24 protein-coding genes are annotated in these 25733 nt (G+C 68.2%); 6 read left to right on the forward strand and 18 right to left on the reverse strand.

All coding sequences use genetic code 11. The features are described from left to right. Window position 1 precedes the first annotated feature (1 nt). The 3 genes from LJ754_RS01520 to LJ754_RS01530 all read right to left on the reverse strand — a co-directional run bounded on the left by LJ754_RS01520 (window position 2) and on the right by LJ754_RS01530 (window position 3983). Window positions 2-1474: an HNH endonuclease gene (locus LJ754_RS01520; RefSeq protein ID WP_227925050.1), complete on the reverse strand. Its 1473-nt coding sequence runs from the start codon at window positions 1472-1474 to the stop codon at window positions 2-4. A gap of 518 nt (window positions 1475-1992) precedes the next feature. Further along, window positions 1993-3084 (reverse strand): 4-hydroxy-3-methylbut-2-enyl diphosphate reductase, encoded by a 1092-nt coding sequence (locus LJ754_RS01525; protein WP_227925051.1) that lies wholly within the window; start codon window positions 3082-3084, stop codon window positions 1993-1995. Window positions 3085-3152: 68 nt separating this feature from the next. Then, window positions 3153-3983 (reverse strand): hypothetical protein, encoded by an 831-nt coding sequence (locus tag LJ754_RS01530; protein WP_227925052.1) that lies wholly within the window; start codon window positions 3981-3983, stop codon window positions 3153-3155. A gap of 143 nt (window positions 3984-4126) precedes the next feature. Here LJ754_RS01530 and xseA point away from each other — a divergent pair, with 143 nt between their 5' ends. Together xseA and LJ754_RS01540 are read left to right on the forward strand one after the other, a co-directional pair. Further along, a complete protein-coding gene (gene xseA / locus LJ754_RS01535) occupies window positions 4127-5395 on the forward strand; it encodes an exodeoxyribonuclease VII large subunit (RefSeq protein ID WP_227925053.1) in 1269 nt (422 codons plus the stop codon). A 71-nt stretch (window positions 5396-5466) separates the two neighbouring features. Continuing rightward, window positions 5467-5694: an exodeoxyribonuclease VII small subunit gene (locus LJ754_RS01540; RefSeq protein ID WP_227912905.1), complete on the forward strand. Its 228-nt coding sequence runs from the start codon at window positions 5467-5469 to the stop codon at window positions 5692-5694. Window positions 5695-5697: 3 nt separating this feature from the next. Here the strand turns inward: LJ754_RS01540 and LJ754_RS01545 are convergent, their stop codons facing one another. The 8 genes from LJ754_RS01545 to LJ754_RS01580 form a co-directional block, all read right to left on the reverse strand. Beyond that, complete coding sequence (locus LJ754_RS01545) at window positions 5698-6915, reverse strand: pyridoxal phosphate-dependent aminotransferase (protein WP_227912903.1); 1218 nt, start codon at window positions 6913-6915, stop codon at window positions 5698-5700. 169 nt (window positions 6916-7084) lie between these two features. Next, window positions 7085-8038, reverse strand: coding sequence for an ABC transporter substrate-binding protein (locus LJ754_RS01550; protein WP_227912902.1), 954 nt, complete (start codon window positions 8036-8038; stop codon window positions 7085-7087). Further along, the gene (locus LJ754_RS01555; RefSeq protein ID WP_227925054.1) at window positions 8035-8799 is read right to left on the reverse strand and encodes an ABC transporter permease; all 765 of its coding nucleotides are present in this window, start codon (window positions 8797-8799) and stop codon (window positions 8035-8037) included. Before LJ754_RS01555 ends, LJ754_RS01550 begins: the two co-directional genes overlap by 4 nt. Beyond that, window positions 8796-9542 (reverse strand): ABC transporter permease, encoded by a 747-nt coding sequence (locus LJ754_RS01560; RefSeq protein ID WP_227912898.1) that lies wholly within the window; start codon window positions 9540-9542, stop codon window positions 8796-8798. Before LJ754_RS01560 ends, LJ754_RS01555 begins: the two co-directional genes overlap by 4 nt. A 1-nt stretch (window position 9543) precedes the next feature. Further along, complete coding sequence (locus tag LJ754_RS01565) at window positions 9544-10644, reverse strand: ABC transporter ATP-binding protein (protein ID WP_227925416.1); 1101 nt, start codon at window positions 10642-10644, stop codon at window positions 9544-9546. Window positions 10645-10854: 210 nt separating this feature from the next. Next, complete coding sequence (locus LJ754_RS01570) at window positions 10855-11130, reverse strand: hypothetical protein (protein WP_331461495.1); 276 nt, start codon at window positions 11128-11130, stop codon at window positions 10855-10857. Window position 11131: 1 nt separating this feature from the next. Beyond that, window positions 11132-12061, reverse strand: a complete 930-nt coding sequence (locus tag LJ754_RS01575) for an N-acetylglucosamine kinase (RefSeq protein ID WP_227925055.1) — start codon at window positions 12059-12061, stop codon at window positions 11132-11134. A gap of 47 nt (window positions 12062-12108) precedes the next feature. Next, window positions 12109-13353 carry an MFS transporter gene (locus LJ754_RS01580; RefSeq protein ID WP_227925056.1) on the reverse strand — a complete coding sequence of 415 codons (1245 nt, stop codon included), beginning with the start codon at window positions 13351-13353 and terminating at the stop codon, window positions 12109-12111. Window positions 13354-13486: 133 nt separating this feature from the next. On the opposite strand from LJ754_RS01580, the gene LJ754_RS01585 reads away from it, so the two are divergent. Further along, window positions 13487-13963 carry an Lrp/AsnC family transcriptional regulator gene (locus tag LJ754_RS01585; protein WP_227912892.1) on the forward strand — a complete coding sequence of 159 codons (477 nt, stop codon included), beginning with the start codon at window positions 13487-13489 and terminating at the stop codon, window positions 13961-13963. A 35-nt stretch (window positions 13964-13998) separates the two neighbouring features. On the opposite strand, the gene LJ754_RS01590 is transcribed toward LJ754_RS01585, so the two are convergent. From LJ754_RS01590 to galU, 4 genes are all read right to left on the reverse strand, one after another. Next, window positions 13999-15258 (reverse strand): phosphotransferase, encoded by a 1260-nt coding sequence (locus LJ754_RS01590; RefSeq protein ID WP_227925057.1) that lies wholly within the window; start codon window positions 15256-15258, stop codon window positions 13999-14001. A 19-nt stretch (window positions 15259-15277) separates the two neighbouring features. Continuing rightward, the gene (locus LJ754_RS01595; protein ID WP_227925058.1) at window positions 15278-16306 is read right to left on the reverse strand and encodes a hypothetical protein; all 1029 of its coding nucleotides are present in this window, start codon (window positions 16304-16306) and stop codon (window positions 15278-15280) included. Between the two features lie 81 nt (window positions 16307-16387). Next, complete coding sequence (locus tag LJ754_RS01600; RefSeq protein ID WP_227925059.1) at window positions 16388-17005, reverse strand: GNAT family N-acetyltransferase; 618 nt, start codon at window positions 17003-17005, stop codon at window positions 16388-16390. Window positions 17006-17013: 8 nt separating this feature from the next. Next, window positions 17014-17919, reverse strand: coding sequence for a UTP--glucose-1-phosphate uridylyltransferase GalU (gene galU, locus LJ754_RS01605; RefSeq protein WP_227912886.1), 906 nt, complete (start codon window positions 17917-17919; stop codon window positions 17014-17016). 67 nt (window positions 17920-17986) lie between these two features. Between galU and LJ754_RS01610 the strand changes: the two genes are divergently transcribed. The 3 genes from LJ754_RS01610 to LJ754_RS01620 all read left to right on the forward strand — a co-directional run bounded on the left by LJ754_RS01610 (window position 17987) and on the right by LJ754_RS01620 (window position 19836). After that, window positions 17987-18589, forward strand: coding sequence for a 5-formyltetrahydrofolate cyclo-ligase (locus LJ754_RS01610; RefSeq protein ID WP_227925060.1), 603 nt, complete (start codon window positions 17987-17989; stop codon window positions 18587-18589). A 51-nt stretch (window positions 18590-18640) separates the two neighbouring features. Further along, complete coding sequence (locus LJ754_RS01615) at window positions 18641-18928, forward strand: FmdB family zinc ribbon protein (protein ID WP_227925061.1); 288 nt, start codon at window positions 18641-18643, stop codon at window positions 18926-18928. A 107-nt stretch (window positions 18929-19035) separates the two neighbouring features. Then, entirely contained in the window at window positions 19036-19836 is an 801-nt protein-coding gene (locus tag LJ754_RS01620) for an RcpC/CpaB family pilus assembly protein (protein ID WP_227925062.1), read from the forward strand. Window positions 19837-19857: 21 nt separating this feature from the next. Here the strand turns inward: LJ754_RS01620 and LJ754_RS01625 are convergent, their stop codons facing one another. The 3 genes from LJ754_RS01625 to guaA form a co-directional block, all read right to left on the reverse strand. Continuing rightward, window positions 19858-20079, reverse strand: a complete 222-nt coding sequence (locus tag LJ754_RS01625) for a hypothetical protein (RefSeq protein ID WP_227925063.1) — start codon at window positions 20077-20079, stop codon at window positions 19858-19860. 4 nt (window positions 20080-20083) lie between these two features. After that, a complete protein-coding gene (locus LJ754_RS01630; protein WP_331461496.1) occupies window positions 20084-23929 on the reverse strand; it encodes a DUF4011 domain-containing protein in 3846 nt (1281 codons plus the stop codon). A gap of 192 nt (window positions 23930-24121) precedes the next feature. After that, window positions 24122-25711 (reverse strand): glutamine-hydrolyzing GMP synthase, encoded by a 1590-nt coding sequence (guaA, locus tag LJ754_RS01635; protein ID WP_227912878.1) that lies wholly within the window; start codon window positions 25709-25711, stop codon window positions 24122-24124. Window positions 25712-25733: the final 22 nt, after the last annotated feature.

The following is a 25733-nucleotide window of genomic DNA, read 5'->3' on the forward strand; positions in this document are numbered from 1 at the left end:
GTTAGTAAATGATACCGGGAGTGGGGCTGGAACTCTCACGGCCCGCAGTGCCCGGCAGCGGCGGCGCCGTCGATCGGTAGCGGTGGCCAGTGGGAGTGGTGGTGTCGACCGTGTGGCTGGCAGAAGCCACCGGGGTGTTTGACGGCGATGGTGATGGATCTCTCCTGAGCCCTCGGCGCCGGTCCGGATGGACAACGGTCGCCTTCCAACCTGGTGCTTCCTTGGCCTGGTTGCATGCCTCGCACAGCCCCTGGATATTGGCTGCCTGCGTGGGACCGTCGTCATGGTGCGGCCGGATGTGGTCCTGGTGCCGGATCGGGGCATCACACCACGGGGTCCGGCACATCTGGTCCCGGACCGTGATCAATCGGGCCAGGGACGCCGGCACGAACCGGGCCTTCGAGTCCATGGCCAGAAGCTCCCCGGAACTTGGGGCAGTGTAGAGGCGGCGCAGCCAGAATCCGGGACAGGACTCCCCCGGCGCCTCCGACTCCCCCGGCTTCCTTGTCTTCTGAGCCCTCCGACGGACTCCCTTACGCACCAAATCCCGGGCCCACGGTGCCGGCACTATCCCGTACCCGGTCAAGTGTGCAGGCTCTTTATCCCCGGCCAGCAGGGTCCGGTCCGTCATCACCAACTGCACCTCCACCGGCACCTGCTCAGCCTTCGCCTGGCCCGTGATGCGTTCAACCATCGTGTCAGCCATGATCTGGCCCCGGCCGCGGGCATCGCCCCGGGCCCGCAACGAATCCGCAGCCCGGCACAAGGCTGCATACACCGCAACCCCCTGGGCCACCGGCAGCAGACCCGTCAGGTAGGTCATGGTGTCCGGAGCCGGACGGCAGGACACAAACCGGTCCACCTCCGCCTTCGCCGCCCGCCGCACCAACGCGGCCTGGTCAATCCGGTAGGTGATCTTCCGGATCCTCGCGATCAGGCGTCCATCCCCCAACCCGTCCAGCCCGGCAGGATTCCCGGCAATCTCCCGGTCCACCAGCCGCCGGTCCGCCACGGACAGGCAGGCAGTGTCGCGGACCAGCAGGGTCGCCCGCCACTCGCTAATCCGGCCCTCCGACAACGCTTTGAGCGTGCACGGCATCTCCTGGGTCAAGGCCTTCGCGAAGCCCAGGATCCGTCCGCCGCGGGCAGGAGACTCACGCCGGGCCAAAGCCACCTGCGATCCAACGCCCACACCCTGCTTCTCCGCCGGCAGCCCCGCCCGGGCATGCGCAGCACGAACCGACGCATCCAACGCTGCCGCCACCCGGGCCTGCGCCGCACACGCAGCAGCCTTCAACTCCTCCAAGACCCGGAGCCGGTCGATCAGCACCGCATCGGAATCAACAGCAATACTGCCAAGGGATTCCCCGGAGGCGAGCGCCCGGCACCAGGACGCCACCTCGACAGCGGACGCTGCCTCAGCCGCGCGGGCCGCGTGCGGGCCTGACGCAGCTTCGCCTACGCGGTCCGACACGTCCTCCAACCGTCCGGACGTTGGCGACGAACCGGGCGACGTTGTTGGGATCGTCCGCTTTGCCCTTGCCGGTGCCGGTGCCGATCCCTTTGCCGGAGCCGGAGCAAAGGCCAAAGGTGTCGCCGCAAGCCTGGAAACAGGCACTATTTGAGGACTGACTGCGTCAGCCTGAAGGGAGTTGGCCAGCTCCAATGATTCGAACATGTGTTCGATAGTAACGGCGGCCTAAGGCCGTAACAACGGGTGTTTTCGACCCTGAGGAAAAGTACTTGGACGAACGGGTACTGGCCTTCCGGCGCGTCGCGGAGCGTCCGGCGGACCTTACGATCCGCGGAAACCTGCGGCATTCTAGGCTGCAGTCCAAGACCCTGGGAGCAAACCTTGGGACCAGGACCCCGGCGTCTGACTCCCTGGCATCTGGCATGGCGGCCGGCCCGGCGCCCGCACCCCGGTGCCTGGACCCGCCCCTGGCCCACGCGCTGGCCCTAACCCCCGTCCCCAGCCCCGCGGAACCGAACCTACCCCTGGACGTCGTCCCCGCGGCGTCGTCCGCCCAGTCCGCGGGAGGAGTCGCCCATGGCCTTCAGTGTGGCGCGGATTTCCTTGGGCAGGGAGAACATGATGTCCTCTTCGGCCGTCACTACTTCTTCGACGTCGCCGTAGCCGTACTGCGCCAGCAGGTGGAGCACGTCCTGCACCAGGTTCTCGGGAACGGAAGCACCTGAGGTCACACCTACGGTGGCCACGCCCTCGAACCAGCTTTCGTCCACCTCGTTGGCGAAGTCCACTCGGTAGGAGGCCTTGGCGCCGTACTCCAGCGCCACCTCGACCAGCCGTACGGAGTTGGAGGAGTTGGCCGAGCCGACCACCAGCACCAGGTCCGCCTCGGGCGCGATCTTCTTGATGGCCGCCTGGCGGTTGGAGGTGGCGTAGCAAATGTCGTCGCTGGGCGGGTCCTGCAGGGACGGGAAACGCTCGCGCAGCAGGTTCACGGTGTGCATGGCTTCGTCCACGCTCAGCGTGGTCTGGGAAAGCCAGATGACCTTCTCGGGGTCCCGTACGGTGACCTTGTCCACGTCTTCGGGACCGTTGACAATCTGCATGTGTTCCGGCGCTTCGCCGTACGTGCCTTCGACCTCTTCGTGGCCGGCATGTCCGATCAGCAGGATGTCGAAATCGTCGCGGGCAAAGCGCACGGCCTCGCGGTGCACCTTGGTGACCAGCGGGCAGGTGGCGTCAATGGTCTGCAGGTTCCGGTCCTTGGCGGACTGGACGACGGCGGGCGACACACCGTGGGCGGAGAAAATCAGGCGGGCGCCTTCGGGCACCTCGTCGGTCTCGTCCACGAAAATGGCGCCCTTTTCCTCCAGGGTCTGGACCACGTGGAGGTTGTGCACAATCTGCTTGCGGACGTAAACGGGCGGCCCGTAGGCTTCCAGCGCCTTCTCGACGGCGATGACCGCGCGGTCCACTCCGGCGCAGTAGCCGCGCGGTGCCGCCAGCATCACGCGCCGGGGCCCGTAGACGGGAGCGGCTGCAGCCACTTCATCGGGGGTGCGGCGCCGCCGGGGCACGGTGGGCATAGGCACGGAGATTACAGTGCTGGTCATGCACCCATGCTATCGGGTATAGCTGTCCTTCCCGGGCCTTCACACCGTGCGTACGCTCACAGCGTGACCTACCGCCGCGAGCCGCGGACCACCCGTGCCAGCAGTCCCACCACCAGCGCGGCAGCCCCTGCGAGCATCAGCCCGATGGTCCAGGTGCGCATGCTGTCTGTCACCTGGCCGGCGAAGGCCTCGGCAAAGGAAGATGCCACGGCGCTGCCGAACTGCTGAGCGGCAACCCGGTCCGGGAACATCCCGGCAGCCAGCCACAGCACCGCCCCGGCGAGCGCCACGCCCAGGCCGATCAGCGCAAAGGTGGTGGAGCGGCGCCGGGCAATCAGCAGGGCCAGGATCCCCGCCACGCCTGCAGCCAGGGCAAGGACCGGCCAGGCCTCCCCGGCACGCTGGACATTGGCCAACAGCTGCGCCCGCCCCGCGGCACTGACCTCCACCGGCACCTGCTCGGGCGCCGGAACGTCCACATTCAGTTCCCCGCCCACGCTTCCGGTGACCAATGACACCAGGGGTGCGACGTCGAGGGTCAGCGTGCCTTCCGCGGCCGACCCGCCGTTCTCGGCGAAGGTCAGCGCATGCGAGCGGCGCAGGGTCTCGTTCCATGCCTGCGGATATTCCGGCAGCGCCTGGACGCCTTCGACGGCGGAGGTGACCAAGGGCTCCACCATTCCCGCCAGCGGGCCGGGAAGGTCCACGGATTCCGCGGCCCGCGCGGAAATCGCCGCAGCGAGTTCCTGCTGGAGCTGCGCGTCTTCGGCCAGCGGCTCCCCCAGGGCGGCAAAGCCGTCCTCGGACGCCACGTTGGTGTTCAGCCATGCTCCCGTGAAGGCAGCTGCGGTGAGCAGGACCGCCAGCAGTCCGAATACCGCTGAGGCGAATGTGCGCATAAATTGCTTCCTTGTCCGTTGCCGCCGGCCTGTGAAAACGCGGCCGGAACCGGACCGGGGGATGCACCTGATAGACATTAAGCCTGTGCCGGTTTTCCATCCCGGCCCGAGAGCCAGTTCCAATCCACCGCGGGAGCATCCAGATGCAAGACGACAGCGGACCTTTGAGTCCCGAGAATACCCCGGAGAAGACAACCCTGCCCGCAACGGCCGCGCAGACCACCCCCGAGAACCCCTGGCCGCTGGCGCTGCTCTCCAAGAACCTCAAAAGCTACATTGACCGCGCGCCCGCCACCTGGGTGGAGGGCCAGGTCATTGAGCTCAACCGCCGCGCCAACGCCTCCTACATCACCCTGCGCGACGTCGACGCCGAGGTCTCGCTCTCGCTGACGGTGTGGAGCACGGTGATGAACAGGCTGGAACTGCCGCTCGAGCGCGGGGCCCGGGTGGTGGCGCAGGTGAAGCCCGACTTCTGGGTCAAGACCGGCCGGCTTTCCATGCAGACCCGCGACATCCGCCCCGTGGGGCTGGGCGACCTGCTGGCGCGGATTGAACGGCTGCGGCATGCCCTGGCGGCCGAAGGCCTGTTCAGCGGGGACCGCAAGCTGCCGCTGCCGCTGCTGCCGGGCAGGATCGGGCTGATCACCGGCCGGAACTCCGATGCCATGAAGGACGTCATGCGCAACGCCGCGCTGCGCTGGCCCGCCGTCGCCTTCGAGGTGCGCGAGGTCGCGGTCCAGGGCGTGAACGCCGTGGCCGAAGTGACCCGGGCGCTGGCCGAGCTGGACGCCATGGCGGAAGTGGACGTGATTGTGATTGCCCGCGGCGGCGGTTCCCTGGAGGACCTGCTGCCGTTCAGCCATGAGGACCTGGTCCGGGCTGTCTCCGCGGCGCAGACCCCGGTGGTGAGCGCCATCGGCCACGAAGCGGACCGGCCCCTGCTGGACGAGGTCGCCGACCTGCGCGCGTCCACGCCCACCGACGCCGCCAAACGCATAGTGCCCGACGTCGGCGAGGAACTGGCCCGTGTGCGGCAGTCCCGGGCGCAGCTGCGACGGATACTGACCATGCTGGTGAGCCGGGAAACCGACCGGCTGAACCACATCCGCTCCCGCCCCGTCCTGGCCGCACCGCAGTCCATGGTGGAGCGCCGGGAGGAAGAGATTTCCCGGCTGCGTTCCCGGGCACTGGCATCCGTTACCGCCGAGGTGCGCCGGGATGCCGACCGGATCGGGCACCTGCGCGCGCAGGTGCGGGCCCTGTCGCCGCAGAACACGCTGGACCGCGGCTACGCCGTCGTCCAGCTCCAGGCAGACGGCAGCGTGGTCCGCGACGCCGCCGCGGTCCCGCCGGCGGCACGCCTGCGGATCCGGGTGGCCGTGGGCGAACTGGCCGCCACCGAGGGCGCCTGACGGGACAAGCCGTCCGCGCGCCAGCCCAGCCAGCTTACAAACCAGCACCGAGAAACAGCAGAGGACAAGACATGAGTGAAACACCCGCAGTACCGGCCGACATCGAAGCCATGAGCTATGAGCAGGCCCGCGACGAACTGGTGGCCGTGGTTGGCCGGCTGGAAACCGGCGGCGCCAGTCTGGAGGAGTCGCTGGCCCTCTGGGAGCGCGGCGAGCTGCTGGCCACCCGCTGCGAGTCCTGGCTCGAGGGTGCCCGCAAGCGCCTCGACGCCGCCCGGGAGCATGCTGCCGGCGAGTAGGCCTTAGGGCTTGTAGCTGCCCAGGAACTCGGCCAGCCGGGTCATGGCGTCCTCGATGTCTTCCACGCTGGGCAGGAACACCATCCGGAAGTGGTCCGGACGGACCCAGTTGAAGGCCGTCCCCACGGAGATCAGGATTTTCTGCTGCTTGAGCAGGTCCAGGGCAAACTGCTCGTCATCCTTGATGGGATAAACGTCCGGATCCAGGCGCGGGAAGAGGTACAGCGCGCCCTGCGCCGGTTCGCAGCTGACCCCGGGGATGTCATTGAGCATTTGGTAGGCCTTGTCCCGCTGGGCGCGCAGCCGCCCGCCGGGCAGGATCAGGTCGTTGATGCTCTGGTAGCCGCCCAGGGCGGTCTGGATGGCATGCTGGGCCGGCACATTTGCGCACAGGCGCATGTTGGCCAGGAGATTAATGCCTTCGATGTAGTCCGCAGCGTCGCGCTTCGGGCCGGAAATTGCCATCCAGCCGCTGCGGTACCCGGCTATCCGGTAGGCCTTGGAGAGGCCGCTGAAGGTCAGGCAGAGGACATCGTCGCCGGTGAGGGCGGCGGAGTTCACGTGCACGGCGTCGTCGTACACGATCTTTTCGTAAATTTCGTCCGAGAAGATGATCAGGCCGTGCTTGCGGGCCAGTTCCACGATCGACTTCACCACGTGCTCCGGGTACACCGCGCCGGTGGGGTTGTTCGGGTTGATCAGGACAATGCCCTTGGTCCGGTCCGTGATCTTGGCGGCAATGTCGTCGACGTCGGGCCACCAGTTCCCGGCCTCGTCGCACATGTAATGCACCGCGGTGCCGCCGGCCAGGGAGACGGACGCCGTCCACAGCGGGTAGTCCGGAGCGGGCACCAGGATCTCGTCACCGTTGTTCAGCAGCGCCTGCAGCGACAAGGTAATCAATTCGCTGACCCCGTTGCCGAGGTATACGTCGTCAACGTCGATGTTGTTGATGCCGCGGCCCTGGTAGTACTGCACGACGGCCGTACGGGCGGAAAAGATGCCGCGGGAATCGCTGTAGCCCTGGGCGGTGGGCAGGTGGCGCATCATGTCCACCAGGATCGCCTCGGGGGCTTCGAAGCCGAAGGGCGCGGGGTTTCCGATGTTCAGTTTCAGGATCCGGTGGCCTGCGGCCTCCATCTGCTGCGCGTGCTGCAGCAAGGGTCCCCGGATGTCATAGAGGACGTTGTGGAGTTTGTGCGACTGCTTGAATTCGGCCATTTCCTTAGGATGCCATAAGCCGGCGCCCCGGCAGCGTATGTTTCGCTGCCGGGGCGCCGGGGTGGAAAAAAAAGGGGCGGGCGGATCAGAGCCACCCCCCCGCGGGCCCCCCGGCGGGGGTGTGGGCGGCCCCGCCCCCGCCGGGGTGGAACAAACAGGGGCGGGCGGATCAGGCCAGGCCCTTTTCCTCCAGCCAGTCCTTCGCGGCTTCGCTCGGATCCAGCTTCTGGTCGCCGCTGACGGCCTGGTTCAGGGCGATCAGATCCTCGGTGGTCAGCTGGGCCGACACCTTGTCCAACACCTCGCGGGCCTGGTCATTGACCTGGTCATCGGCAACGAGCGGAATGACCTGCTGGGCCGGCCAGTTCTGCTTCGGGTCCTCCAGCACCACCAGGCTGTTTTCCTCGATGGCCGGGGTGGTGGTGAAGATGTCCGCCACCTGGATGTCGCCCTTGAGCAGTGCATCGACGGTCAGCGGCCCGCCGGCGTCACCGATGGCGGTGAACTCCTTGAACTCGCAGCCGTACTTGTCCTTCAGGCCGGGCAGGCCCTGCGTGCGCTCGGCGAACTCAGCGGGGGCCCCGAGGGTGAGTTCCCCGCAGACCTTGGCCAGGTCCTCGATGCTCTCCAGCTGGTATTTTTCCGCGGTGGCGGCAGTGACCACCATGGCGTCCTTGTCTTCGGCGTCGGAGGGTTCGAGGACCACCAGGTTCTCCGGCAGCTTCTCCCCCAGCGCGTCCACGATCTCGCCGGGATCCACCAGATCCGTTTCCGGGTCCACGTTCACCAGCAGTGCCCCGGTGTATTCGGGGATGAGGTCAATCGAGCCGTCTTTCAGGGCCGGAATGTAGACCTCGCGCGAGCCGATGTTCAACTTGGTTTCGGCAGGGATGCCTGCGGCGTTCAGGGCACCTGCGTAAATTTCGGCGATGGTGCTGCTCTCGGGGAAGTCGGCGGAACCGACTATCAGCGTTTCGGCGGAAGCGCTGCCGGAGGCGGCTGCCGTGCTTTCCTCCTGCAACGGGTCCCCTCCCCCGCTGCAGCCGGCCAGGGCCAGGGCCAGTCCGCCGGCCAGGACAGTCAGGGCCTTACGCCGGGATGCCCGGGTCGCGTGCTGCTTCATGGTTTTCCTCCTTGTGCGCCGGCAGCGGATCCTCCGCTGCCGGTCGATGTGCCGGCCGCCTGGCGGCGGCCGAGTCCAGTGGGGATCAGAAAGCGTGATCCCAAGGCAATCACGGCATCAACGGCGAGCGCCAGCAGGGCGATGACCACAGCACCGCCGAACACCCTTCCGTAATCAGCCAGGGCCAGTCCGTCGATCAGGTAGCGGCCCAGCCCGCCCAGGTTGATGGTGGCGACGACGGCGGCGGTGGCGACCACCTGCAGGGCCGCGCCGCGCAGTCCGCCGAGGATCACCCGCATGCCGTTGGGGACCTCCACCCGGAACAGGACCTGCGCTTCGGTCATGCCCAGGCTGCGGGCGGCGTCGACGACGCTGCGGTCCACGGAGGCGACGCCGGCGTAGGCCCCGGCCAGCAGCGGCGGGACAGCCAGCAGCACCAGGGCCCAGATTGGCGGCATCAGCCCCAGCCCGGCCAGGAGCACGAACAGGGTGAGCATGCCCAGGGTGGGCAGGGCACGCAGCAGCCCGGAAACGGCCACCACCCCTACCTGTCCCCTGCCGGTGTGCCCGATGACCAGGCCAATAGGCACGGCGATGACGGCGGCGATCAGCAGCGCCAGGCCGGTGTACTGAAGGTGCTCCAGGACCCGTACCGGGATGCCGGCTGCCCCGCTCCAGTTGGCCGGGTCGGTCAGCCACTCCCAGCCCTGTCCCAGCGCATTGGTGCTGGTGTAATCGGTGTGCGGAACAGCCACGGTCATGCTCCCTTCAAAGCGGCTTCAGGAGCCGCCGCCAGGGGTGCCGGGCGCGGTGCCTGCCCCGGTCCGCTGCGGCCGTGCGGGCCGCCGGAAGAGCGGGAACCCTTTCCCTTGCCGGCACGCAGCCACGGGGTCAGCGAACGCTGCAGCAGGACAAACACCATGTCCATCACGAGGGCCAGGACCAAGGTGGCGAGGATGCCCACCACGATCTCCGTCACGAAGTAGCGGCGCAGCCCGTCGCTGAAGAAGAAACCGAGGTTTTCGACGCCGATCAGCGCGCCCACGCTGACGATGGAAATGTTGCTCACCGAGACCACCCGCAGCCCGGCGATCAGCACCGGAACGGACAGCGGCAGGTCAACGGTCAGGAATCGGCGCAGCGGCCGGTACCCCATGGCCACGGCGGCCTGCCGGACGCCGTCATCCACCGAATCGAAAGCATCAATACCTACCCGCAGCATCAGTGCCACGGCATAGATGGTCAGGGCGATGATGATGTTGGCCATGTCGAGGATCCGGGTCCCCAGGATGGCCGGCAGCGTGACGAACAGTGCAAGCGAGGGAATCGTGTAGAGCAGGGAACCTGCCGAGAGGACAAAGCCGCGGATTTTCGGCCGCCCCCGGACCAGCTGGGCCACCGGCAGGGCGATCAGCACCCCGATCAGCAGGGGCAGCACGGCCTGGTACAGGTGCAGGGCGCTGAGCCGCAGCACGTCGTCGAGATGGGCCTGGAACCACTCCATGTCAGCTGCCGCTCCGCGCGAGCCTGGCCGCTTCGATCAGGGCCAGGACTTCGGCCGCCTTCACCACGCCAACGGCCCGGCCGGCACCGTCAACTGCCACGCCCAGGCCCGAGGGCGAGGACAGGGCAGCGTCCAGCGCGCGGCGCAGGCTTTCACCTTCGGGATAGAGCGAACCCCCGGGCACCAGGTCCCCGGCACCGGTGACGGCGGTGCGCCCGGCTGCCGGCACCCAGCCCAACGGTGCGCCGCCGGCATCTACGCACAGTGCCCAGCCGTCCTGGACCTTGAGGGCGGGGTCCTGCAGCTGAGCTACGTCGACCAGCTGCACCGGGTGCACGGGCACCGCGTCCCCGTTCTGGAAGGACAGGTGCCGGAAGCCGCGGTCGCGGCCCACAAAACCGGCCACGAAATCATCCACCGGCGCCCGGAGGATCTCCTCGGGAGCGGCGTACTGGGCCAGCCTGCCGCCGATGCCGAAAACGGCCACCTTGTCCCCCAGGATGGTGGCCTCGTCAATGTCGTGCGTGACGAACACGATGGTCTTGGACAGGTCCTGCTGCAGGCGCAGCAGTTCCTCCTGCAGTTCGGCGCGCACCACCGGGTCCACCGCGCTGAAGGGCTCGTCCATCAGCAGCACGGGCGGATCCGCGGCAAGGGCACGGGCCACGCCCACGCGCTGCTGCTGGCCGCCGGACAGCTGCCCCGGATACCGGTCCCCCAGGGTACGGGCCAGTCCGACGACGTCGAGCAGTTCCGCGGCCCGGCGGCGGGCCGCTGTGCGTGAGGTCCCGTTCAACCGCGGCACGGTGGCCACGTTGTCCAGCACGGTGCGGTGCGGCAGCAGCCCCGAGGACTGCATCACGTAGCCCATGGAGCGGCGCAGCTGCGCGGCCGGCACATCCGATACGTCCCGGCCGTCCACCTCAACGGTGCCCGAAGTGGGTTCCACCATCCGGTTGATCATGCGCAGCGACGTGGTTTTGCCGCAGCCCGAGGGGCCGACAAAAACGGTGATCGAGCCCCGATCGATGTCCAGGTCCAGGTTGTTGACGGCGGGCGCGGCGTCCCCGTAGGTCTTGGTCACCGCGCGGAAGCGGATCATGGGGGTTCCGGCAGGGCTGCCCGATGCATGCTGGCCGGTAACAGCGGGGTCTGGCGGCGGGGTCATGGTGCGTGCCTTCCGTGGGGTGCCATGGCGTGGGAATGCCGGATTCAGGAATGCCGGGTTCAGGGATGCCGGGCCCAGGTATACCAGGCCCAGGGATGCCGGTGCGTTGGCAGCTCGCGGCGTGCCGTGAAGCATCACGGTATTTCACAGGTGCGGCGTGCGTCCAGCAGGGCGGGCACCCAGTGTGATGGGCGGAGTGAGGGGCGGTGCGGCGGAGAGCAGGCGCAATCCGGCATCCACCAGCCCGGTTCGCTCCAGCGTACTGATGCCCTCCAGCGGAAACCATGCGGCTTGGTCAGTGCTTCCGCCCGTTTCATTGCGCAGTTCTCCGCCTTCGGGGCTGGCCCGGTAAATGATCCGCAGTGCGTGCAGCAGCCTGCCGTACGCGCCCACCCGGACGTCGAATTCGGCGGCGGCCATTTCAGCTCTCCGCGCCGGTACTGCGGGCCTGGTTCGCCAGCAGATACGCCACACCGAACACGGGGTCCCCGGAAAGGAAGCGGATATCGGTCAACCCGGCTGCGGACAACCGGTCCCGCAGCAGGTCCTGCAGCAGCGGCTGGTGCGTCCCGAGCCCGCCGCCGATCACCACAGGCCCGGCGGTCTTCAGGAGGCGGGCGACGTCAAGGATGGTTCCGGCGAGGTATTCGGCTGCAGCGTGCACAATGTCGGCTGCGGCCGGATCTCCCGCCCGCGCCGCCTCGAAGACCAGCCCCGCTTTGCCCGCCCAGTAGCGGCGGTCAGTGGAGCCGTGGAACTTTCCGATGAGTTCGGCCGGCTCGGCCACTCCGCAGGCCGGCAGCAGCGCGTTGGTCAGCGCGTCCGGTGTCCGTTCGAGGTCGCTGTGCCGCAGCACGTGGCGGACAGCTTCGCGCCCCACCCAGTAGCCGCTTCCTTCATCCCCCAGGAGGTAACCCCAGCCGCCGGAACGGGCCTGACGGCCCGATGCGTTTATCCCCCAGGCTACGGAGCCGGTGCCGGCGATGACGGCAATGCCTTCGGCGGCTTCCCCCGCAGCGAGGATCAGGCGGGTGTCGTGGATAACCCGGACGACGGCGTCGGGCACGTGTTCGGCGATCAGCGCCCGCAGCGCGGCCTCGTCTCCGGGAGTGTCCACTCCGCCGGAACCGGCCACTACGGTTCCCACGCCGTCGGTGCCGAGCTGCGCGAAGATCTCCGCGAGGGCCGCCCGGGCCGCGTCCACGGAAACGTTCTGCACGTTGGCGCTTCCCGTCCGGGCCTCGGCCGTGACGGTGCCGCCCTGCAGCCGGATGCCGTGTGTTTTGGTGCCGCCGATGTCGAGGCCGATGGCAATGCCGTCGGCGGGGTTGGTGCTGGGGAGAACATGCATTCGTCCAGCCTACTTTCCCGCCGGGATCCGGCGAACCGGCACAGGTGTCAGCGGGCGTGCGTGCGCCGTGCCCGCCGCAGGCTCAGGACGGCCAGCGTGAGGCAGGCGGCGGTGATGATGCCGGAGAACCAGGCCACGGACGGCTCCAGTCCCCAGATGCCGCCGGCCGCTCCGAGGCCGAGCACCGGCAAAGCGCTGCCCAGGTAGGTGATGACGTAGACGGTGCTGATGATGCGGGCATGTTCGGCAGCTTCCACGGCGGCGGCGACTTCATTGAAGACCACGCGGAAGGCCATGCCCTGGCCGAATCCGGCGGCCAGGCAGGCAACGGTCAGGAGGACCAGGCTGCCGGTGGCCCCGGCCACCGGAATCAGCGCAATGCCCAGCCCCATCATGGTGAGGCCCACCGGTGCGGTAAACCTTCCGCGGATGCCGGTGAGCTGGCTGACGGCCGACGCGCCCAGGGCCAGCGCAGCCAGCAGGCCGATGGCCGGGCGCCAGGTGGTGCCGGCAATCGAGGAGAAATAGGTGGGGGCCAGCGAAAGGCAGAACCCGAAGGCGGCGAAGCTGAGGAACCCCGTGATGGAGGCAATCCAGAACTGTGTCCGCGCCCGGTGCGACACGGCGGGCTTGCGCGGCCGCAGCATGGCCAGCGGCCGGCCCTCGCTCAGCGAAATGGCGGGGCGGGCCTTGAGCAGGCACAGCGGAACCAGCAGGGCGGCGAGGACGGCGGAGTGGATCAGGAACGGCGTCATGGTGGGTGCCGGCAGCAGCGACAGCAGGCCGCCGATCACCGGGCCCGCCGCCACCCCGCCGGCCGACACCAGCAGCGTAAAGCGGGTGGCCCATTCGGGCTTATGCGGCAGCAGTTCCCGCAGCGCGGCGGAGCTGGCTCCGGTGGCCAAGGCCACGGAAGCACCCTGCAGGGCGCGGCCCGCCATCAGGGCGCCGACGCCGGTGGCAGTGCCGAAGACCAATCCCCCGGCGAGGGAAACGACGCCGGCCACCACCAGCGCGGCGCGGCGGCCAATGTAATCGGACCAGTGGCCCACCAGCAGCAGACCGGCCACCAGGACCAGCACGTAGGAGGCAAAGGCGAGCGTAACGCCGAAGTAGGACAGCCCAAGGGAGTCCCCGAGCAGCGGATACAGCGGGGTGGCCAGATTGGCGCCAATCAGCAGGGTGCTCATCACCGCCAGCGTCAGGATAAGCCGGGGACGTATGGCGGCGTCCCACTCCTTCCGGGTGGTCCGGGCGGCGGGCTGCATGCGCAGCTCACTGAGCACTGTCACTGGGTACTTCCGTCCTATTTGTAGCTAATGCTCCTACAGGATGAAGTGTCAGCGACCAGTCAGTAGAGACTAGAGTGAACATTTGATTGATCTGCTCAATATGACCGCCCCACACTGACCGGAGATGCGCTAAATGGCCAATCTGGACGCACTGGACCGCCGCCTGCTGCTGGAACTGGTAAGGGACCCCCGGGTCCAGATCAGCGACCTGAGCGAAAAGCTCGGCGTAGCCCGCAACACTGCGCAGAGCCATGTGCGGCACCTGATGCGGGCCGGCGTCATCCGCCCGGCCGGGCGCGACGTGGACCTGTCCCAGCTCGGCTACGACGTCCAGGCCTTCGTGACCATTGAGGTCACCCACCGCGAACTGGACGGCGTCATTGCCGGGCTGCGGACCCTGCCGCAGGTGTTGGAGGTACACGAAATATCCGGCCGCGGAGACGTGTGGTGCCGGCTGACCGCCACCGACACCCAGCAGCTGCAGCAGGCCCTGCGGTCGGTGCTGCGGATCAAGGGAGTCATTCGGACCGAAACCGTGCTGGCCCTGCATGAGCACATTCCCTACCGCACCGAGCCGCTGCTGGAAAAGCTGGTTCCGCCCCGCGAATGATCCCTTCCCGGCCCGCCGGCGCGCGTTGCCTCCGGTCAGCCTTGCGCCGTCCGCAGCAGCTGCCGGGCGGTCTCCAGCCTGAGCCGGGCCTGCTGGACGCGGCACGTTCCGCGCACCGGGCGGGAGCCGGCCACCAGGGTCAGCACCACTCCGGCGGTCCGGGCGGCCAGGGATGCCGGATCAACCGCTTCTTCGAAGACCAGCCGGTAGCGCAGCAATGTTTCGCCCAGGTGCGGCAGGTGCGGATGGGCAGCCGCAAGGACGGACAGGTGCCCCATGATGCAAGCCAGGTCATCGGCGCGTTTGCCCGGACCCAGCCCGTCCACGTCCAGCAAACCCGTCACCTCGGAACCGGTGACCAGCAGGTTTCCTTCGTGGAAATCCCCGTGGACGGGCACGGTTGGACCGGCCGGGGCGGACACCAGGACCTCCTGGATGCCAGCTGCCAGTTCCCGGATCCGGCCTTCCTCGGCGGGCAGGACCGCGGCCGCGGTGCAGGCATAGTCGCCCGCCCGCTCCGCCCAGGCATGCCGGTGCGGAAGCTCCAGCGCGGCGGCGGGAAGATCATCCAACAACTGCAGAAGGGTCTCCGGTGCCGGGATAGCGGTCCCCGCCGGGAGCGCAGTACTTGAGGCCAGAAGGCGGAAGAGCGAGATGCCGGCCAGCCCGCCCAGGGCCACCGCATCACCGGCGTGCGCAGGGGGCACCGGAAGGAGCGGCGGCACGGGAAGGCCTGCTGCAGACAGCAGCTGGTGCCGCTGCCTCAGTCCCGGCAGCAGCGGCTTCGGCAGGAGCTTCAGGTAGGCCGTACTGCCGGCATGCTCAGCCCGCACCACGGCCCGGCGCAACGGCCGGTAAGCCACCAGGGACAACCGGGCCGGGCTGCCGGTTCCGAAGACGTCCTGACCCACGGCCCCGGCGTCCACGGCCCAAGGCAGTGACGCCAGCACCGGGTCATGCGGATGCAGCCACATGCGCAGGTCCAGTCCGGCGATCCGTGCCCGGGTAAGGCCCGGGGCGGTATCCATGGCTGTGACAGCGGCAGTGGTAACCCCGATATGGAGGGTCAAGTCATCCGGCCCGGTTTTGCTGCCGGCGTTCCCGGTGCCGCACCGTACGCGGTAGAGGGCCGAAACGGCTCCTCCGGGACGGTGGTGGCTGCGCAGGTGGGCCCATTCCCGCAGCCGCAGTCCGCGGTCTGCCAGCATCTGCTGAAGAGGCCCGCGCATGGCCGCACCGGCAAAAACTGCCACGGCGTCGGACGCCCGGCCGGGACCGGAACTCCCGGATGCCATCGCTGGGCCGCGTGCGGCGCTAGGCCCGCCGGCGCTGCAGAACGTCGTCGAGGTTGATTTTGCCGATTTCCGGCCGTTCCTGGGCGGCCGGAGCCGGGACAGCGCCAGGGCGCAGCGGAGTCTTCGTGAGGGGACGCGGGGGCTCGGGCAGGGCAATGGGTTCGGGCGCGCGGCGTTCAGCCTTGGGCGCGTCCACGTAGATCGGCTTGGGAACCTCCACCGGCTGCCACGGGCTGGTGCCGGGCTTGACCGGCTGAGCCGCAGCGGCCACCTTCAGGGCCTCCGCGCGCAGTTCCTCCGCAGTGAACGGGGCAGGAGCTGTCGGTGCTGCGGCGGCGGGAGCTGCTTCGGCGCCCGGGGCGGTGTCCATTTCGGTCGAAACGCCCGTTTCCGTGGAAGCACCGGTGTGAGGGGAAGCGGCGGATTCACGGTCGAAGAGGACGGTTTCTTTCTGTGGTTCGGCTGGTACTGCCCGGGCGGCGGTACCAACTGCTGCACCGTCGGCGCTACTGTCCTGAACGGCTGCACGGTTCTGCGGCAACGGACCCATGGCGGCACGGAAGGCGTTCTCCATCCGGCGGCGGCGGTCCCGCAGCGCGAGCGAACGCAGGGCGGACACCACCACTGCCGTTACGGCAAGCCCGGCCACCGGCAGCAGCCAGGAAACCGAGGTGACGGCTGCGAGGACCGCACCCAAGGGAATGGCCAGCAGCGCAATGAACCCGACAGCCGCCAGGACGGTCCTGCCGGTCCGGATCCGCAGGGGCGCCGCCGACGTCGGACGCGCCGTCGTTCCCGGCTCCCGGCCGTGTGGGAACCCGCCCCCGCTGGGTGTGTGGCTGCTGGTATTCATGATGTTCCCCTGGAACCCTGTGCCCGGCGAGGCGGGCGGTCGGACGGTGGTGACGGCGGCGGCGGAGAATCCAGCCGCCAGCGATTCGGCGGCTGGTCGCCGGAAGAAATAGGGACCCACCCAGAACAGCCACAGCGCCACGGCAAGTGCCAGCGCCAAAGAGCTGTTCAGGGAGCTGTTAAGAGGGAAGTCCACATCTACGACGGTAGAAGCTCCCGGGCACCGGCCCCCGCATTCAGTGCGGTGTGTCGGCGTGTCCGGTGTGAAAAAAGTTGCCTAACCGTGCCGGCGGCCATTCCACCGGTTCAAGAGCCCCTCCGGCACTTCCTCCGCGGTCAGGGCAAAACTGCGGTGGTCGGTCCATTCTCCGTCGATGTGCAGGTAGCGCAGGCGCATTCCCTCATCACGGAAACCGAGTTTTTCCACCACCCGCAGGCTGGGCCGGTTCTCGGGCCGGATATTGATTTCCATCCGGTGCAGGCCCAGTGCGGAGAAGCAGTAATCAGTGGCCAGGGCGACGGCGGTGGGGACAATGCCGCGGCCGGCACGCGCCTGGTCCACCCAGTAGCCCAGCGTAGCCATCCGCGCGGATCCCCACACAATGCTGGAGACCGTCAACTGCCCCACGATAGCCGGAGCGCGGGCAGGATCCTGCCGCTCGGTAATCACGAACGGCAGCGCGGAGTCCTGCCGCGCCTGCCTATTGAGGCTGCGCACCATTTCCCCATAGGTGGGCGGTTCGCCGCCCGGTACGGGATTGGTCGCTTCCCAGGGACCGACCCACGCTGAATTGCGTGCACGGACGTCAGTCCATTCACGCCGGTCGCGGTGCCGGATCGGCCGGAGCACAACGTCGTCGCTCTCCAGCCTCACCGGCCACGCAGGCCCCTGCATCGCGGGTTCTAGGCTTCGAACGTACCGGTGAAGTCCTTGAGCCACTCGCGGAGTCCGGGGCCCAGGTCCTCACGCTCGGAGGCCAGGGTCACCACGGCCTTGAGGTAGCTCATCTTGTCGCCGGTGTCGTAGCGGCGTCCACGGAAGACCACACCGTATACACCCGCGCCTTCTCCCTCGGCGGAGGCAAGGGTCTGCAGTGCGTCGGTCAACTGGATCTCCCCGCCGCGGCCCGGGCCGGTCTGCTCCAGGACCTCGAAGACGGAGGGGTGCAGCACATACCGGCCGATCACGGCCAGGTTGGACGGGGCGTCAGCCGCGTCTGGCTTTTCGACAAGCTCGTTGACGCGGACGTAGTCCTCGCCTTCCACTACGGTGATGTCGGCGCAGCCGTAGGCACTGATCTGCTCGGGGTCGACCTCGATCAGGGCAATCACCGACCCGCCGGTCTTGGCCTGGACGGCCACCATCTGTTCGAGCAGCTCGTCCCGGGCGTCAATGAGGTCATCGCCCAGCAGGACCGCGAAGGGCTCGTCGCCCACGTGCAGCTTTGCGCGCAGCACGGCGTGGCCCAGTCCCTTCGGGTCGCCCTGGCGGAGGTAGTGGATCTCGCCGAGCTCCGACGCTGCACGCACCATTGCGAGCTTGTCGAAGTCGCCCTTGTCTTCCAGGGTCTTCTCGATGAACGGCACGCGGTCGAAATGGTCCTCGAGCGAACGCTTGTTCCGTCCGGTGATCATCAGGATGTCCGACATGCCCGCGTTAACGGCTTCTTCAACCACGTACTGGATGGCGGGCTTGTCCACCACCGGGAGCATTTCCTTCGGCATTGCCTTGGTGGCGGGCAGGAAGCGGGTACCGAGACCAGCGGCGGGGATTACGGCTTTGGTTATGGTGGGGCGCGACGTCGTCATAGTCGTAAGACTACCCAAGTGTGCTCAGGTTGCACCAAATAAGCGTGCTATTGGGACAATAGGCCTTATGCGCCAACTGACAAAGGACCAGGCACGGCAGGAATTCCTGCAGAACCGCCGTGGGCTGACGGATGCCGAGCGGACCGCAGCGGCCCGTGGCCTCGCCGTCCGGGGCTTGGACGGCGTCTGCGAGCTGCTGCCCGCCGGCGCTACGGTCGCCTGCTACCTCTCCGTTGGCACCGAACCGGGAACCGGCCTGCTGCTGCCGTCCCTGCACGGGGCCGGCTTCCACGTGGTGGCGCCGGTCTGCGAACCCGGCCGCCAGTTGTCGTGGTGCTCTTGGACACCCGGTATCGACATGGTGCCCGGGATCTATCCGAACCTGATGGAACCGGCCGGACCGCGCTACGCGGCCGCCGATCTGCCCGGCCTCGACCTGGTGTTTGTTCCCGCACTTGCCGCCGATGAGGCCGGGGGCCGGATGGGAAAGGGCGGCGGCTATTACGACCGGTTCCTGGCGCAGCTGCGGGCCGACGGCAACGCAGCACCCGCGGTGGCCGTGGTCTTCGAGCAGGAATTCGTCCCTGCCGGCACCTTTGAAACAACCCCCCTCGATGCGGCCGTGGACGCTGTGCTGACCCCTGCTGCTTGGCGGAAAGTACCGGTTTAACGCATGTATACTTAGCACTCAAGGCCATAGAGTGCCAAGGAGGATTACAGAGTGCCCACGTACGCCTACGCCTGCAAGGACTGCTCCCATTCGTTCGATATCCAGCAGTCCTTCAGCGAAGATTCCCTGACGGTCTGCCCCGAATGCGGCGGCCGTCTTCGCAAGAAATTCAACAGCGTTGGAGTTGTTTTTAAGGGATCCGGTTTCTACCGCACCGATTCCCGCGACGCAGCTTCCTCCGTCCCGGCTGCACCTGCCAAGGCCGACGCCGGCCCGGCGCCGGCCGCCAAGGCCGAAAGCGGCACTTCTTCCGCCGCGGCAACCTCCTCCCCACTCTAGGCCGACCCCGCCTCCACAGCAGGCCTTCCCTCCGCGGGCGGGCATCGCCGCCACCCCGCCGCTCCCCCGGCGCCTTTGGAGGGCCGCACCGCGCCTAGCGTGGCGGCATGCCTTTTCGACGCCGGATTGTTCCCGGCCCCCCAGGTTCCGCCCCGCCTCTTTTCACCGGCGACCGCGCCTTGGGCGTGCATCCACACAGCCGACGACGACGCCTGCGCCGCTTTGTCGCGCGCCGCCGCAGGCTGTTGGCTGCCCTGGCCTGCTGCGCTGCTGCCGGCATTGCGGTCCAGGCACTGATTCCGCCGGACGCGGAGCGGACCGTGGTGGTCCGTGCCGCCCGGGACCTGCCGGCCGGCTCGGTGCTGGAGGCCGGATCACTGGCAACTGCCAGCATCCCCTCCGAAGCTGTTCCGCCCGGCGCCCATGACACTCTCGAACCGCTGGTGGGGCGGCGCCTGGCCACGCCGCTGTTACGGGGCAGTCCCGTTACTGAAATCTCGCTCGCCGGTTCGGGACTGCTGGCAGGGGCACCACCCGGCACGGTTGCCGTCCCCCTTCGCCCGGCTGATCCTTCGGTGCTCGGCCTGCTGGGGCCGGGTCAACTGGTCACCGTGGTGGCGGCGTCCGGCGAGGCGGACTACAGCGCGGGCGCGGCGGCGCAGGACGGTTCAGCGCAGGACAGTACTGCGCAGGACGGCGCTGTGGTTCTTGCTACGGCGGTTCCGGTGCTGTGGGTCTCCGGCGCCTCCCCCGGGGCAGGTTTCCCCGGTGCCGGCTCCGCAGCCGGCGACTGGACGGCAGGCGCCGGCGAAGGCCTGGTGGTGGTTGCCGCCAACCATGAGGACGCGGCCCGGCTTACTGCGGCGTCCGGAACCGGCGGGATATACCTGGTCCTCACGGGAGGGTAGCCCCCCGCGGGCGGAAGGGAGTCAGCCCCAGTGCGGCGGCCGCTGCTCCAGCAGCCAGGAGTCACGGTCCTCCGGACCGTCGCCCCACACCCTGGGATCGTCCTCCTTGGCCTTGACGGGAACCAGCCCTGATGGCCCGATCGATCCTGCACGGCGGTTGCCCCGCCGGCGCGGTGCCGCATGCTCCGGCGACGGCTGATCGTTGCCGTCACCGGAAGCGTGCGGCTCCTGGTGCTTCATCACTGCTTCATTCTCCTTGCGTGCTCTCCGGAAGGGATCCGGCCCTCCGATCACGCATCCGGCTGCTGCCGTGCGGGGTCACCGTGACGGTGGCGCTGCCGCCCGGCTGCGTGCCGGTGCTGCCGGCCGCCGCTCCGCGGTTCACCGGCTGCGGTGCCGCATGGTCCGTTTCGGGCAGGCCCAGGTAGCGGCCGACCAGGTCGGCGCAGGCCGACGGATCGCTGAAGACCTCAATGGTCCACAACGGCATGTACCGCCAACCGCGGCGCTCCAGCAGCTGCGGACGCAGGCGGCTGCGTTCCCGGACGGACATGGCCCGGTACCGGTCCGTGCCGTCGGACTCAATAGCCAGCGGAACCGACATGCTGGCCGAGTCTCCGGTCAGGGGCGCAGCCGCGACAATGTCTATGGCACCGTCGTAGTGGTCCCACACCTTGGCGCCCCGTCCGCGCAGGCGCTCGACCAGGTCCGCGACCAGCGGGTCCTCTTCCATGATGCCACCGGTTGCCGGTCCTTCCACGGCCTTGGCCGTTTCCGGCTCCAGTTCGCGTTTGATCAGTTCGTAGAAGTCCAGCGCTCCGTATCCCAGCCGGGTCCGGTCCAGGTCCGCCGGCTGGAAGCAGGTGAGTACATGCTGCTTGTAGCGGGCGCGGGTCATGGCCGTGACGAATTTCTTGCGTCCGTCCGGTGCCGAGAGGGGGCCGAAGTTGTGCAGCGCACGGCCGTGCGGGGTGCGGCCGAAGCCCAGGGAGAAGATCACGCAGTCGCGCACCATTCCCACGGCCCGGTCCACCGGAACCACCCGGAAGGACTCGGTTTTGGCGGTGAAGAAGTCAGCTGCCCAGGGGAAGTTGGCCATTTGTACACGGATGGCCTCGGCTACCCGGACGGCATGGCGCGGGCTGGCCGTGATAACGCCCAGGGAGTGGTGCGGGCGGCGGCGGATGTGTTCAAAGACCAGGTCGACCACGCGGTTGACCTCGGCCGCCACGCTTTCCACACCCTCATGGTCGGCACTGGGCATGCCGGTGCCGTCGGCCAGGTATTCCACGGACAGGGAACGGTGGCCGCTGGTGACCTCTTCAGCGCTCGGCACCATGGAGAGCCGGCCGTCATAGAAGGAGTCGCTGAGCTGGCGCAGCAGCGCCTTGTCAGTCCCCCGGTACACAGTGGACAGGGTTCGGGTGGGCAGCACACGCTCCAGCGCGTCAAACGCACTGAGCAGTTCAACGTGCTGCAGCGGCGCCCCGGCCGGTTCCACACCAATGGTGAACGGCCGCGGTCCGCCCAGCCAGCTGTCGCCGAAGGCAATGACCTGGGAGGCGCGGGCCAGGGCGGGCACCGCGGACTGCAGGCTGGTGGACTCGGCATCCAGCAGGACCACCGTGTCGAAGCGCCGGTCCTCGGGCAGGACCATCGGCAGCACCAGGGGGCTGGCAGCCCACACGGGCAGCAGGGCCGAGACGAGTTCCTCGGACTGCTCGCAGAGGCTGTCCAGGGACAGCTCGCCGTCCTTGATCAGCTCGCGCAGCTGGTTGGCAGCTCCCGCGGAGCGGTCGACGCCGGAACGCCAGCGTGAGGCCAGGCTCCAGCGCAGGCGGGCACTGCCGGAGGCGATGTGGGCGTTGTCCGCGAGCCGGTATTCCGCTTCCAGGCGGCGCAGGCTGTTGCCGTCGGACATGGCCAGGTAATCATCACCGCTGATCATGGCTTCCAGCGCGGACTGCCACCAGGCCAGTTCCAGTTCATAACCCACGTGCTTGGGCTGGACCTGCCGTTCGGCCAGGTCATCCAGCAGTTCGCCCAGGCCCTGGGCCCGCATTTCATCCAGAAGCAGGGTGCGCTCGGGCAGCGTTTCCAGTGTTTGGCGGTCCCCTGCCAGCTCGCTGAGCTGTTTCTCCAGCTCATCCAGCTGCAGGGAAGCCAGGTCAGGGTGCAGCGGCGTCTCGGCCAGGATTCCGGTCAGGGTGTCCAGCTGGTTCTTGACCAACACGTAGGACCGGTTGATCTCCGCCAGGCCGGTGGGTACCGAGGGGTGGCGCTGGGTGGTGGCGTACCGGGTCCAGGTGGCCCGCTGCTGCTGCACTTCGGTCAGGGACGCGTGCAGGTCCGAGATGTGGACGCCGGGACGCACATATTCCTTGGCCACCCGGCGCAGGCGGGAACGGGTCATCGAGCTCATGTCGATTCCGCGCTCGCGCCGCCAGGAAGAAGAGGCGGTGGCGGAAATCAGGTCGGTGACCGGGCGGTCGAAAATATCCGGCGTGAACTTGTCCAGGCTTTCGCGCACGGCGACCAGCAGTTCCAGCTGTTCGCCCCACTGTGCGAAGGTTTCGCCCAAACGGATTTCGGAGTGCTCGGCTACGTCTTGGACCTTCGTGCGCAGGGCGGGCAGGTCCGTGGCAAGGGTTTGGGTCAGCGCGTAGGCTTCTTCGGTTTCCTTGCGGTTGAGCAGCTTGGCACCGTACCAGGGGCTGGTGGTGGCCGCGCGGCTGAAACTGCCAAGTTCGGCGGCCCGGCGCAGGCGTCCGGTCAGCTCAGTGCGGTCCGTGATACTGTCCAGCACGCTCCGCTTGAGCCGGACGGTGGTGGCCGGCGCGGGGCTCATGCTGGTCAGCTCCGCCAGGGACTGCATGGCCTGGTACGGCGAGCAGCCCCAGCGGCGGCGCACGTTGTGCAGGGACTTGACGTGGTCCCGCAGTTGGTGCCGGTTTTCGAGCAGGACCTTGTGCAGGCCCGCTACTTCCGGGGCCTGGGCTTTCTCGTTGCGCACGATGGCCCGGATCAGCTGGTCCTTGAGCTGCTGCTGTGTGAGGCCTGCGTTGACCTGCAGGACCAGGGAGCCCAGCTGCAGGGCATCGAGTTCGGACACGAACTGGTTCAGGGTGCCGCGGCGTTCGGCGACCACGAGCACTGACTTGCCCGCGTTGGCCAGGGCCGCGACGGCGTTCAGGGCCGTTTGGGTCTGCCCGGTGCCGGCCGGAGCCGAGACCACCAGGGACTGCCCGGCATTGACCAGGTCCAGGACTTCCTGCTGCTGCCGGTCCGCGTCGAGGATCAGCAGTTCGTCTGCGGGGTCGCGGTCGTCCAGCGGCGGCAGGTCCAGCGGCCGGGCAGAGGCCGGCGCGGCAGAACCGTCGCGGGCGGCGTCGATCAGCGCGCGGAGGATCGGGTGCGCGGGGTCCAGCGCCGGGTCCTCGGCGAGGTCCGCCAGGTCGGCGAAGGTGGATACCAGCAGCCGGTGCTCGATGTTGATGCCGCGGACGCTGCCGGTGACGGCCCGGAGCCGTTCCAGCACCGGGTGCGGATCGAAGCGGGCGGTGCCGTAGGCCAGGCGGGTCAGGGCGTCGACGTCGATGTCCAGGCCCTGTTCCTGCTGCAGGTGGCGTACCAGCGCGGGGTTCAGTGCTGCCTTTTCGGTCAGCTGGAGTTCGTAGTCATCCTGGGAGGCATGGATGGTCAGGGCCACGGGGGTCAGCAGCACCGGCGCGGTGAGCGACTCGGGGCGCAGTGCCTCGTCCGAGGCGTACCGCCAGGAGGCGGTACCGGCGGCCATGTACCCAACGTCGATGCCGCGGTCGGTGCCCAGCTCGTAAATCTTGGCGCGAAGCAGGCGCCCGGCCTTCATGGCGGCACCATACTGATCCGGGTCCCGCAGCAGCGTGGACAGGCGGGTGCGGCGGCCGGCCAGCAGCTGGGCCAGGCCGGAGGGATGCGCGTGCGTCAGGTCGATGCTGTTCGCGGCTGAGGGGGTGAAATGCAGCAAAGTGTCCGTTCCGGCGTGCTGTCCCAATTGTCCCAGCCACGGCAGCAGGAAGTCCGAGGGATTCTCCCCGGTATTCTGCTCAGACACTAGTGCCCTCTTTTCTGCACTTCCGCGCGTTTTCGACCAAATTGGCATACGTTCAAAACTATCGCGTCGGGCACGGTTTCCCGAACATAGCAACGCGGGGGACAAACAGAGGGGCCAACACCGGGGACGGTACCGGGCAGCACCGGATACGAAGCTGGGGACGGCCAAAAGGGCCGTCCCCAGCTTTTTACGCTATTCCCACTCGATTGTTCCCGGTGGCTTGGACGTGACATCCAGCACTACGCGGTTGATTCCGTCCACCTCGTTGGTGATGCGGTTGGAAATACGTGCCAGCAGGTCGTACGGCAGGCGTGACCAGTCGGCTGTCATTGCGTCTTCGCTCGAGACCGGGCGCAGGACGATGGGGTGGCCGTAGGTCCGGCCGTCGCCCTGCACGCCCACGCTGCGCACGTCGGCGAGCAGGACCACCGGCATCTGCCACACCTCGTTGTCCAGGCCGGCAGCGGTCAGCTCGGCGCGGGCAATGGCGTCGGCACGGCGGAGCAGGTCCAGGCGTTCCTTGGTGACCTCGCCGACAATGCGGATACCCAGGCCGGGGCCGGGGAACGGCTGGCGTCCCACGATTTCGGCGGGCAGGCCGAGCTCGGCACCCACGGCGCGGACTTCGTCCTTGAACAGCGCCCGCAGGGGCTCCACGAGTTCGAACTTCATGTCCTCGGGCAGCCCGCCCACGTTGTGGTGGCTCTTGATGTTGGCTGCGCCTTCACCGCCGCCGGACTCGACGACGTCGGGGTACAGGGTGCCCTGGACCAGGAAGCGGATGGGCTCGCCCTCGGCTTCGGCCTTGGCCATGATGGCCCGCTCGGCTTCTTCGAAGGCCCGGATGAACTCGCGGCCGATGATCTTGCGCTTCGTCTCCGGATCCGACACCCCGGCAAGTGCGCTCAGGAAGCGCTCCTGCTCGTTGGCCACATACAGGTTGACGCCGGTGGCGGCCACGAAATCGCGTTCCACCTGCTCGGCTTCGCCTTCACGCAGCAGCCCGTGGTCCACGAAGACACAGGTCAGCTGGTCGCCGACGGCGCGCTGGACCAGGGCGGCGGCTACAGCGGAGTCGACGCCGCCGGAGAGTCCGCAGATAACCCGGGAAGTGCCGACCTGGGCGCGGATGCGGGCAACCTGCTCTTCCACGATGTTGCCCGTGGTCCAGCTGCGGTCCAGCTTGGCGCCCTTGAAGAGGAAGTTCTCCAGCACGGTCTGGCCGTGGGCGGAGTGCTTGACCTCGGGGTGCCACTGCACGCCGTAGAGGCCCTTTTCCTCATTCGCGAAGGCCGCCACCGGTGCTCCGGCAGTGCTGGCTAGAACGTCGAAGCCTTCCGGGGCTTCCTGGACGCTGTCGCCGTGGCTCATCCACGTGTTCTGCTCCTCGGGGGTGCCCTCGAGGATGGACCGGGCACCGCCGACGGCGCGGGCATCGGTGGAGCCGTACTCGCGCAGGCCGGTCTTGGCCACCTTGCCGCCCAGGGCGGCAGCCATGGCCTGGAAACCGTAGCAGATGCCGAATACGGGCACGCCGGCTTCGAACAGGTCGGTGTGCACGGTCGGGGCGCCTTCGGCGTAAACGCTGGAGGGGCCGCCGGAAAGGATGATGGCAGCCGGGTTCTTCGCCAGCAGCTGCTCGGTGGTGTAGGTGTGGGGAACCACCTCGGAGTAGACGTCGGCTTCGCGCACCCGGCGGGCAATCAACTGGGCGTACTGTGCTCCGTAGTCCACAACAAGGACGGGCCGCTCTTCAATGGGGTCAGTCGCGGGATTAGTCACGTTTCAAGGATAGTCGGCCCGC

Origin of the sequence: Arthrobacter sp. zg-Y40, from assembly GCF_020731535.1 — a bacterium.
Lineage (GTDB): Bacteria > Actinomycetota > Actinomycetes > Actinomycetales > Micrococcaceae > Arthrobacter_B.

Excerpts from the sequence above, each read along its gene's own strand:
- LJ754_RS01525 (WP_227925051.1), bottom strand. The coding sequence starts at position 3,084 with ATGACCAGCACTGTAATCTCCGTGCCTATGCCCACCGTGCCCCGGCGG.
- LJ754_RS01530 (WP_227925052.1), bottom strand. The coding sequence starts at position 3,983 with ATGCGCACATTCGCCTCAGCGGTATTCGGACTGCTGGCGGTCCTGCTC.
- xseA (WP_227925053.1), top strand. The coding sequence starts at position 4,127 with ATGCAAGACGACAGCGGACCTTTGAGTCCCGAGAATACCCCGGAGAAG.
- LJ754_RS01540 (WP_227912905.1), top strand. The coding sequence starts at position 5,467 with ATGAGTGAAACACCCGCAGTACCGGCCGACATCGAAGCCATGAGCTAT.
- LJ754_RS01545 (WP_227912903.1), bottom strand. The coding sequence starts at position 6,915 with ATGGCCGAATTCAAGCAGTCGCACAAACTCCACAACGTCCTCTATGAC.
- LJ754_RS01550 (WP_227912902.1), bottom strand. The coding sequence starts at position 8,038 with ATGAAGCAGCACGCGACCCGGGCATCCCGGCGTAAGGCCCTGACTGTC.
- LJ754_RS01555 (WP_227925054.1), bottom strand. The coding sequence starts at position 8,799 with ATGACCGTGGCTGTTCCGCACACCGATTACACCAGCACCAATGCGCTG.
- LJ754_RS01560 (WP_227912898.1), bottom strand. The coding sequence starts at position 9,542 with ATGGAGTGGTTCCAGGCCCATCTCGACGACGTGCTGCGGCTCAGCGCC.
- LJ754_RS01565 (WP_227925416.1), bottom strand. The coding sequence starts at position 10,644 with ATGATCCGCTTCCGCGCGGTGACCAAGACCTACGGGGACGCCGCGCCC.
- LJ754_RS01570 (WP_331461495.1), bottom strand. The coding sequence starts at position 11,130 with ATGGCCGCCGCCGAATTCGACGTCCGGGTGGGCGCGTACGGCAGGCTG.
- LJ754_RS01575 (WP_227925055.1), bottom strand. The coding sequence starts at position 12,061 with ATGCATGTTCTCCCCAGCACCAACCCCGCCGACGGCATTGCCATCGGC.
- LJ754_RS01585 (WP_227912892.1), top strand. The coding sequence starts at position 13,487 with ATGGCCAATCTGGACGCACTGGACCGCCGCCTGCTGCTGGAACTGGTA.
- LJ754_RS01590 (WP_227925057.1), bottom strand. The coding sequence starts at position 15,258 with ATGGCATCCGGGAGTTCCGGTCCCGGCCGGGCGTCCGACGCCGTGGCA.
- LJ754_RS01600 (WP_227925059.1), bottom strand. The coding sequence starts at position 17,005 with ATGCAGGGGCCTGCGTGGCCGGTGAGGCTGGAGAGCGACGACGTTGTG.
- galU (WP_227912886.1), bottom strand. The coding sequence starts at position 17,919 with ATGACGACGTCGCGCCCCACCATAACCAAAGCCGTAATCCCCGCCGCT.
- LJ754_RS01610 (WP_227925060.1), top strand. The coding sequence starts at position 17,987 with ATGCGCCAACTGACAAAGGACCAGGCACGGCAGGAATTCCTGCAGAAC.
- LJ754_RS01620 (WP_227925062.1), top strand. The coding sequence starts at position 19,036 with ATGCCTTTTCGACGCCGGATTGTTCCCGGCCCCCCAGGTTCCGCCCCG.